We start from the raw sequence: 9979 nt of genomic DNA on the forward strand, positions 1-9979 counted from the left end.
CGCCACTACAGGCAGGATGAAATTTTCCTGGCAAATAACCTTGAAAAGTTATGAAAGCAAATATTCTGTGTATATTGGACACGGTAAAAGATTTATATTTGACCGGCGAGCGATCTATTCCGTAAATGGCGGCACAGCTTAGGTCTTTTTACCTCAAATACTAAAACGCCACGGTGGCAATTACGCAGCCACTATCCTTCCGGAAGCCCGCCGGAGGAAAGCTTCTCATTACCTCAAAAAATCATGCACTAATGAAAATCCATCAGTTTACACTCCCCTTGCTTCTTGTTCTTTTTATTGCATCCTGCGCCAGCGCCCCTAAAAACGGAAGCGGTGATATAGAAACCGCCATGGTAAAGGCTTTGCAGTGGCAGGAAGCCAACCCCATCTTTGCCAAAGACCCTACCGACTGGACGAATGGCGCCTACTACACCGGGGTGGCACGCGCTTATGAATCCACGAAAAACCCCGTTTTCCTGCAAGCCATCGAAGATATGGGCAACCGGACCGATTGGAAAACCTGGGAACGGTTTTTCCACGCCGACGACGTAGCAATTTCCTACTCCTATCTAACGCTGGATGAGTACAAACCCGGTGTGGTAAATCGTGAACCGACCGCCAGGTGGATCGAAGATCACCTTTACAAAAACCATAAGTGGAAAGAGGGAGACAAGAGCGTTAAGGAAGAAATTCTCTGGTGGTGGTGCGACGCCCTTTTCATGGCTCCACCAGTGCTGGTGAAGTGGTCGAACCTTAAAAATGACCGCCGCTACCTGCAACAAATGCACAAGTTCTACCTGGAAACCTACGACCTGCTCTACGACCAGGAAGAGCACCTCTTTGCCCGCGACACCCGCTTCGTCTGGACCGGATCAGCCGAAGACCAAAAAGGCGGTAACGGCAAGAAAATCTTCTGGAGCCGTGGAAACGGTTGGGTCATCGGCGGATTGGCCATGATGCTGGAAGAACTCCCTCAGAACTTCGAACACCGTCCTTTCTACCTCAAGCTCTACAAAGAGATGGCCGCGAAACTCAAGGAAATCCAGCCAAAAGACGGCATGTGGCGCGTGAGCCTGCTGGAACCAGAAGCCTGGGACCACGGTGAAACGAGTGGCACCGGTTTTTACACCTTCGCCCTGGCATGGGGCATTAATAATGGCATCCTGGACAAGGGTGAATACGGCCCAGTAGTCAAGAAAGCCTGGAAAGCCCTGACGGAAATCCAGCAAGCCGACGGTAAAGTGACCTGGGTCCAAAATATCGGCTACGACCCCAAGCCCGCCTCTTCTGAAAGCTGGCAGAACTTTGGTACCGGTGCCTTTTTAATGGCAGGTAGTGAAGTGCGGAAAATGAAATAATAAACCTGGCGGGCTGGCGGAGTGAACGTTTGGCTACCTAAAAAACCAGTACATCATGCGATTACTTTTTATCGGGCTACTTGGGACGGCCCTCCTGTTTGCGTGCGGTACGGAGCCACCAGTTTCCTCCGTCGATGATTCAGCGGCGGAGCCGCTAACGGCTGCCGGATTAACCAATCTGGACCTCTCTACCCTACTTAAGGTTAAGGCCGCCATACAAGCGGGAGACCAACAGTACCTGCCAGCCTACGAGGCATTGTTACGGGATGCAGACACGGCCCTCGCTGATCGCCTATACGCCGTAACCGACAAGACTACGGTGCCAGCAAGCGGTGATAAGCACGATTACCTGAGCCTGGGGCCCTACTGGTGGCCAGACACTACGAAGCCTGATGGTCTGCCCTGGATCCGCAGGGACGGAGAGGTGAACCCCATGACCCGGGGAAACAATGTGGACGAGCCCTCTAAGGATGCCGCGTTCGACAACATCAATACGCTGGCCCTGGCAGCCTTCTTTTCCGACGAAGAAAAGTACGCAGCGCGTGCGCTGGCCCAGTTAAACACCTGGTTTCTAAATCCGGAAACCCGTATGAACCCTAACCTGAATTTCGGACAAGGGATTCCCGGCATCAACACAGGGCGGGGCATCGGTATTATCGAAACTATCGCTTTGGGGAGCGCCGTCACTGGTATGGAACTCCTTGAGCTAAACAAGCAATTACCCGATGAAGCAGCCACCGAATTGAACGAGTGGCTTACAGCATTCGTCGATTGGCTCATGACCAGTGAGATGGGCATCGCAGAAAGGGAGTGGCACAATAACCATGGCAGCTGGTACGACGTGCAAGTCGTTGTACTACTCCGGCATTTAGGGCGGGAGGAGGAAGCCCGGAAAATTCTGGAGACCGCCCGAGAAAAAAGGATTACCGCCCACCTTGCAGCCGACGGTTCCCAACCTCACGAACTCGAGCGAACAAAATCGCTCACCTACAGCATCATGAACCTCCGCAGCCTGACCAGACTGGCCTACCACGGCCAGCAACTTGGCGTTGACTTGTGGAACTATCGACCTGCGCATGGTGCCGGACTAACTGAGGCCTACGCTTACCTGAAGCCGTACGCATTTACCGACAAAGAATGGGCCTACGAGCAACTCGGCTCCATGGACAATGCCAAAGCGAAAGCCCGCCACCTGTTTTACGAAACCGGGGCCATCATGGACATCTCCGAATTTTGTGAATTAGTAACCGGGGAAGACCTCAACACGACGGACCGCTCCCTTCTGCTTTACCACTGTCCAAGTTCATAAGACATGTTTAGACGCCAATTTCTTCAGCAATCACTCCTCGCCTCTGCCGGCCTGAGTTGGGGCCTTGGCGCTTGTACCAGCCCCGGTGACAACAACTCCTCCGCAAGTGCACAAGGATTTACCGATCTGTGTCAGGATCTATTGATGACCTGGGGAGAAGGCATGCTAGCCAGGCAAATTGATTCCCCGGATGACCTGACCAGGCACGGCGCGTTGAGCTGTCCTGCCTGTACCCACATCCATGGCAGGTGTATGGATGCCGTTTACCCTTTCCTCCACCTGGCGGCAACGACCGGACAGGATAAGTTTCTGACTGGGGCCATCCGTGTAATGGAATGGGCGGAGCATAACGTATCTCAGGAAGACGGCAGCTGGACCGTCGTCCCAGACCCAAAAACATGGCGGGGTATTTCCGTTTTTGGCGCCATTGCCCTGGGAGAAGCTTTACACTTTCACGGTCATGTCCTTCCTGCGGAACTCCGCCAGCAATGGATGGAAAGATTGAGCAAAGCCGGAGAGTACGTTTACCGGGCCTTCGACCTCACCTTTACCAACATCAACTACGGATTTACCGGAATTTATTGTCTACACCTGCTGGGCGAAGTATTGGATCGGCCTGAGTTTACCCAACGTAGCCGAAAACTAGCCACCGGTGCCAGCGCCTTTTTTACCAAACCCAATGCCCTGCTCTTTGGCGAGGGGAAACCGAGCGATGCCGTCAGCAATAAAGGCTTGTCCGCCGTTGACCTAGGTTACAATGTGGAAGAATCTTTGAACGGCATTGTGCTGTACGCCCTGCGGGAGCAGGACGAAGCGTTGTTGGGATTACTGGAAAAATCGCTGGAGAGTCACCTCGAATTTATGCTGCCGGACGGTGGTTGGGACAACAGCTGGGGAACCCGGCAGTATAAATGGTCGTACTGGGGCAGCCGGACGACAGACGGCAGCCAGCCAGCCTTTGCGATGATGGTGGACCGGAACCCGGCCTTCGCAACCGCAGCCGTCCGAACCACAGAATTACTGGCTAAATGCACTGCCAAAAACGGCCTTATTTATGGCGGGTTGCACTTTGAAACACACGATCTGCCTCCCTGTATTCATCATACTTTTTGCCACGCGAAGCCGTTGGCGTATTTGCTGGACATGAAATTACCGGAGCAATTGGAGAACACCATTGCTCCCCTACCCCGCAGCATGGACAGTGGTATTAAGCATTTTCCCGAAATCGATGTCTGGCTACTGGCCAGAGGACCGTGGCGAGCGACGGTCTCTACCTACGACTTCGTGTACAAAAAACATGCGCTCCAGGGGTCCGGTGGAAGCATGACCATGCTTTACCACAAAAAGGCCGGCCCGTTACTGGCCGCTAGCATGGCCAATTACCAAATGGTAGAGCGGTTCAATCAGCAAGAGGATCCTGATGGCGAAGACTTTGCGCTTACTCCGAGGTTAGAATACATGCATGGTGGATGGTATACGAACTTGTTTGACCTCCAGGCAAAAGTCAGTACAGCAGATGACGGTGAAGAGATCACAGTAACGGCACAGGGACTCCTCAAAGACAATAATGAGCAATCGCCGGTAGCGGGAGTACTTCCATTTACACTCGATTACCGGATAACGAAAGATCGGGTTAGCATCCGGCTGCTGAAGAGTAATAATCCAGGACCGGACGCGCCCATTTTTCTCGTTATTCCTCTCCTCTCCGCTTCAGACGAGCTGTTGACCCGCCGTACGGAGCAGCGCTATAGTATTTCGAAGCCAAACGGTGAGTTGACGTTTGAGGCTAATCTGCCCATATCCACCAGGAACAGTAAACACAACAGGGTATTTAATATGGTACCGGGGGTGGAGGCGGTTCCGTTTTCAATTGAAATCCCTCCCGGTTTTATGGATCAGGTCATTTGTCAAATCTCCTTCATCGACAAGCCCTAAAGTATGTTTGAACCTGAAAATTTAGTACCTTGCGAAATTCCTGCAGGTCTAAAGTAAAGACCCCAACAAGCGCATAATTATCAGGCGCGAACGCAGGTGCAAAATTCGGTTAATCAAGCCGTGACTAATGCCGTCAACAATCGTTTGACTAATTGGCAAAGTTTTAAGCCACAAAAGGAGGTGTCCAGTTTTTTCTGTGTACATTTGACACAATACAAAATATTTGTCATGCATACCCGATATGGAGTCCATTTTGACCACTTTAAAACGTTTACTACTGATCAGACCAGAGACGAGTTCCTGGCGAAAGGTTTGTTTAAAGCTGGAGCAATAAAGTTTGTTTACAGCCATTACGATCGTTTCATATTTGGTGGTGTCATCCCAACATCCGAAGGTATTTCTTTACCTAATGATGAGGACCTGAGAGCAGATTTTTTCCTACAGCGACGTGAGTTGGGCATTCTTAATCTTGGTGCCGCTGGAAAAGTCCACGTTGACGGTGAGGTGTATGCCCTGGCCCACTTTGATTGTTTGTACGTATCCAGGGGTACTGAGTCCGTAACGTTCACAAGTGATTCCCCAACGGAGCCAGCAAAGTTCTACCTGAATTCTGCTCCTGCACACCGTGCCTACCCTACCACAAAAGCAACTCAGGCAGAAGCTAATCGCGTAGACCTGGGAGATCAGGAACATGCCAACAAACGGGTACTGTTTCAATACATCCATGAAGACGGTATTCAAAGCTGTCAACTGGTTATGGGCTTCACTGAGTTACTGCCGGGAAACATCTGGAACACGTTCCCTCCGCACACCCACGAGCGAAGAATGGAAGTATACCTGTATTTTGATATAACAGATGATGAATTAGTCATGCACTTCATGGGTAAACCGGATGAAACCCGCCATATTGCCGTCCGTAATTTCGAAGCAGTCATCTCTCCTCCCTGGAGTATTCACAGTGGTGCCGGCACCAGTGCTTATCGCTTTGTTTGGGGAATGGCGGGAGAGAACCAAGCCTTTACCGACATGGATGCTGCTTCGCTCGATTCTGTACGTTAATAACCTTATCAAATGATTCTCGACAATTTCAGCCTTAAGGGTAAAACAGCACTGGTTACCGGATGCAAACGTGGTATTGGTTTTGCTATGGCCGTGGGTCTGGCCGAAGCCGGAGCTGACATCATTGGCGTATCCGCCAGTTTGGAGCTAAGCGGCTCTGCTATTGAAAAAGCGGTAACGGCTCTTGGCCGTTCCTTCGCTGCCTACCAGTGTGATTTCAGTGATCGCCCTGCACTAAAAGCCTTTATTGAAAAGGTTAAAACGGAGCACGGCATTCCGGACATCCTGGTTAACAATGCCGGGACCATCCTGAGGGAACCAGCGGCTACGCATTCTGATGAGTACTGGGACCAAGTAATCGAGGTCAACCAATCCGCACAGTTTATTCTTGCCCGGGAGTTTGGCCGAGACATGGTAGCTCGCGGAAAGGGCAAAATAATCTTTACGGCATCCTTGCTCACTTTCCAGGGTGGTATCACGGTACCAGGCTATGCAGCCTCTAAGGGCGCCATTGGTCAGCTTACTATGGCCCTATCCAACGAATGGGCGGGTAAAGGTGTTCAGGTAAATGCCATCGCTCCGGGGTATATTGCGACCGATAATACCGAGGCTTTGCGGGAGAACGCAGAGCGGAGTGCTTCCATTCTGGGCAGAATTCCCGCCGGCCGGTGGGGTGAACCGGAGGATTTTAAAGGTCCAACCGTTTTTCTTGCCAGTGAGGCTGCTAATTACGTAAGTGGCGCTGTGCTGCTGGTAGATGGTGGTTGGATGGGACGATAAACGATTTTTAGCCATGAATCTGTACAACACCACCAGAGTAACTACCGAAAGCCATTCTTACGCCATCACGGCAGACTGTGCTATTTTCGGCTTCTCAGACGATGCCCTTCGCGTATTGATTGTCCGTCGGGCAGTGGCCCCCTTTGCGGGACATTGGTGTTTGCCCGGTGGAGCAATGTCTGATGATGAGACCCTGGAGCAAACCGCCAGCCGGCTGCTCCGGGAACTGGTGAACGTCGAAGGTATTCCAATCAGACAGGTAGGTACGTACAGTTCGCCCAAGCGGCACCCCGTCCGACGTGTAGTTACCACCTGTTTCTATGCGCTTGTCCGTCCGGAAGACCACACTCCTAACGCACAAAAATACCTTGACGACGCCCGCTGGTGTAAACTGGATGAGGTTCCCCAACTGGGCTATGATCATAGTCAGCTGCTGGCAGACGCCTACCAGGCACTACAGCAGGAATTACAACAATCACCCCTTGCTTTTCAGCTATTGCCCAACACCTTTACCCTCAAGGAAGCTCAGGAAGTATACGAGGCCATCATCGGAGAAGACCTCGACCGCCGGAATTTCCGGAGAAAAATCCTAGCCTACGATTTCCTGATCAATACTGAGGAGAAGAAGGCCGGGGTAAAGGGCGGTCCTGAACTCTATCGGGTAGACGATACCAAACTTGAAAACCATCTCTGATGAGAAACCTTGCGCTTTGTTCCTTTCTCTGCACCTGCGGCCTCGCCCTACTGCTACCCAGTTGTGAACCAGCTCCTACTGAGCAAGAGACAACCATTGAAGTATTGGACAAAACGAACATTCGACTGGCAAAGCGAAACGCCGACAACGAGTTCATCCCCGGCAAAAGTTTTACCCGGGCAGCGGATCACATCGAGCAGATCCTTCCCGCACTTTACCAAAATGAAGGCCCAGCCTGGGAAAATGAAAACGTTGGTTTTCGGATGTACTTCGACAAGCGCAACGGCATCGACGTACACGGCAAAAAGGTTCGGGACCTCGTACTAGACACCGTGGGATTAGACAGAAATACCTACCATGAAATGTCGGACTGGGGTATGGATGTGCTCAAAGTTGGTAATTCCCTGGGGGCCGGAGCCATTGCAATGATGATTGGCGACAGCATTTACCGGCTTGGAGATACTGGAGAAGAAACCGTCACCATCGTGGAAGATACCCCTACCCGATCTGCCTTTCAGGTAATGTACAAAGACTGGCAAGTTGCCGGCCGGAACATTAACCTAACCTGGCACTTCGCCATTGAAGCTGGTACGCATCACTATACCGCTACGGTCACGGCAACCGGTCTTACCGGAGGTGAAGAATTACTAGCTGGCATCGTTAACCTGCACAGCGATACGTTGTACACTACAGAGAGAGATGGACGCTTCATTGCCTATACACACGGCCCACAAGCCGAGTTAGACCATTACTTAGGTTTGGGCCTTTCGCTGGATGCGAAAGATCACCTCGGTCACGGTGAACTTGCTCCGGATGCCCAACCCGTTTCCTCAACGTACTACGTCCGGATGCCGTTGAAGAACTCAACCCCAATATCTTACAACTTCACCGCTGGCTGGGCCCCGGGACATCCCGAATTCCAGCAGCGGGAAGCATTTCTTGCAGTAATCAGGTGAACCATTATCCTAGGCCGAACCCACGCTCCCCAAGTGACTCCCGGTGGCGTCGTAAGGTTGCGTCGATCTCAGCCTTTTTCGCAGCAATATCAGCCGTAGTTTGATAGATGCCTACCTCAGTGTGCAGGCGTAGCCTGTTTTTTACGTTGTTTCCACGTTCGGTCATTGTTTCCTTTGCCGCCATTGCGTATACATGCTCGTGCTCGTTGAGCAAATTATCATAAGGGCTACTTGGTGAGATAAGCTTGGTAAAGATCGGCGCCGTTTCGATGGCTATAAAGAGTAGCGTAATGAATATACTGGCGAACCAGATAGCATCGCTTCGGCTTGCTAAACGCTCCAGCGCGTCAATCCGGGCTGCCATACCACCGTAGGCTCCTCGCTCCAGGCCAGCCGTTGCACTCGCCGCATCCGCACGATATTGCGTTATATCGGCGCGTTTCGCATCGATTTGTGGTTGCAGGTCAGCCAAGGTTGCCTCAAGTTCTGCCTGAGCCTGTTCGGCCGCGGCTTTTTTAGCCCGGTAGATCGGACCCATATTCCGGATACCAGAACCTCCGCTACCATCGGCTTCAGCAAGAGCTGCGGCAGCAGCCTCATTTCGGACGGAAGTCTTAGCATCAACCTCCACCTGCATACTGTTAACCTCCCGCTCACTAGCCTCGATGTTATCAGCAAAGCGAGCCTGCACCCTGTCTTCCTGCTCCTTATAAGTTTCCTGCTCCATCACGATAAGCTCCGCGTTAATTTCCTTTTCGAAAATCTTAAGCTCCAGCGGCTTTGAGATAACCAATGCCAGAAGAACTGCCATAGCCAGGCGCGGGAGCGCGATGGCAAAATTGCCAAAGAAGCCGCCTTTGTTTTTCATACTGGACACAATGTAGCGATCCAGGTTAAAGATCATTAGTCCCCACACGAGACCAAAAACAATAGCGGCGAAATAGCCATCAAAGATGGTGTATAAGGCATAGCCAGCCGACAGTGTCGCAAGTACCCCGGTGAAGAAGATGGTACCGCCAATGCCTACGTACTTATTTTCGTCAGAAGGCACCCGGTCAAGAATAGAACGGTCAGCGCCGGAGCAAAAAAGAAAAAAGTCTTTCAGGGATGTCATGAATTGGTTTTTTAAGGAAGTGGACTCGTTAGAGCTTGTTAGGAAATCTCTTAATTATATTTCAGACCTCTAAATTGCCCGGTAACAGTCGCTTCAACCACTTTTTTCGATCAGGCCTTGGGAATTTCGGATTAAAAACAAAAGCCCCGCCACTCCATCAAGGAGCAGCGGGGCTTCGGTACAAGGACGCTCAAAGCGGCCCGAGGGGACCTTCGAGCTTCCGGTATGTGCAGTTTACTTAACCACCACCATCTTCTTAGAAGCGGTGAACTCACCCGCCGTCAGCGTGTAAGTCAGTACGCCGGAAGCCTTGATGTTGGTCAGTTCCACCACGTTCAAACCAGCAGCAGCGTCGATTTCCCGAACGGAAATCAGACGGCCGGCAGCGTCNCGCAGCGTCAGCGTCGCAGGAGCGGCAGCNGCCAGCTCGAAGCGGATNACCGTTTCGGTNCGAACCGGGTTGGGCGTGTTCTGGTGCAGCACGTTTTGCGCGGACGCAGGGGCAAGCTCACCGTTGAAGGCAAGGCCAAGACCGTTACCCACACCGTTGGCGCCAACACCTTCCCGTACCGTAATGGCGTCGGTCAGGAGCAGCTNNTCGCTCAGCGTTACNCTNGTCGTAGCGCGTACTTCCAGNCTCACCGTGGCGTTGTCNCGNAGNGCGATGGCGATCATNCCCTCACCGGCACGGTTCAGGTTCATGCCACCTTCTCCGGTGTACGTCGCACCGATCAGCTCCAGGCCAGCGCCCAGCTCCAGGGTACCCTGGAAGGC

Annotated in this window: 9 protein-coding genes; 7 read left to right on the forward strand and 2 right to left on the reverse strand. The window is 52.1% G+C overall.

The annotated features are described in order from the left end of the window. The first annotated feature begins 251 nt into the window (after nt 1–251). The 7 genes from B036_RS0119035 (at nt 252) to B036_RS0119065 (ending at nt 8091) form a co-directional block, all read left to right on the forward strand. Complete coding sequence (locus B036_RS0119035; RefSeq protein ID WP_020570323.1) at nt 252–1358, forward strand: glycoside hydrolase family 88/105 protein; 1107 nt, start codon at nt 252–254, stop codon at nt 1356–1358. Between the two features lie 55 nt (nt 1359–1413). Further along, complete coding sequence (locus tag B036_RS30110) at nt 1414–2667, forward strand: alginate lyase family protein (RefSeq protein ID WP_020570324.1); 1254 nt, start codon at nt 1414–1416, stop codon at nt 2665–2667. A 3-nt stretch (nt 2668–2670) separates the two neighbouring features. Next, nucleotides 2671–4602, forward strand: a complete 1932-nt coding sequence (locus B036_RS0119045) for a hypothetical protein (RefSeq protein ID WP_020570325.1) — start codon at nt 2671–2673, stop codon at nt 4600–4602. Between the two features lie 228 nt (nt 4603–4830). Beyond that, entirely contained in the window at nt 4831–5661 is an 831-nt protein-coding gene (kduI, locus tag B036_RS0119050) for a 5-dehydro-4-deoxy-D-glucuronate isomerase (protein ID WP_020570326.1), read from the forward strand. A 15-nt stretch (nt 5662–5676) separates the two neighbouring features. Continuing rightward, nucleotides 5677–6441 carry an SDR family oxidoreductase gene (locus B036_RS0119055; protein WP_211217420.1) on the forward strand — a complete coding sequence of 255 codons (765 nt, stop codon included), beginning with the start codon at nt 5677–5679 and terminating at the stop codon, nt 6439–6441. A 13-nt stretch (nt 6442–6454) separates the two neighbouring features. Further along, on the forward strand, nt 6455–7135 hold the full coding sequence (locus tag B036_RS30115; RefSeq protein WP_044103180.1) for an NUDIX hydrolase: 681 nt from the start codon (nt 6455–6457) through the stop codon (nt 7133–7135). After that, entirely contained in the window at nt 7135–8091 is a 957-nt protein-coding gene (locus B036_RS0119065; RefSeq protein ID WP_020570329.1) for a DUF4861 family protein, read from the forward strand. The genes B036_RS30115 and B036_RS0119065 overlap by 1 nt, the downstream gene beginning before the upstream one ends. A 4-nt stretch (nt 8092–8095) precedes the next feature. On the opposite strand, the gene B036_RS0119070 is transcribed toward B036_RS0119065, so the two are convergent. Then, nucleotides 8096–9205 (reverse strand): DUF4407 domain-containing protein, encoded by a 1110-nt coding sequence (locus tag B036_RS0119070; protein WP_020570330.1) that lies wholly within the window; start codon nt 9203–9205, stop codon nt 8096–8098. Between the two features lie 234 nt (nt 9206–9439). Next, nucleotides 9440–9907 (reverse strand): T9SS type A sorting domain-containing protein, encoded by a 468-nt coding sequence (locus B036_RS0119075; RefSeq protein ID WP_455014828.1) that lies wholly within the window; start codon nt 9905–9907, stop codon nt 9440–9442. Nucleotides 9908–9979: the final 72 nt, after the last annotated feature.

This window comes from Neolewinella persica DSM 23188 (assembly GCF_000373105.1).
Classification (GTDB): Bacteria; Bacteroidota; Bacteroidia; order Chitinophagales; family Saprospiraceae; genus Neolewinella; species Neolewinella persica.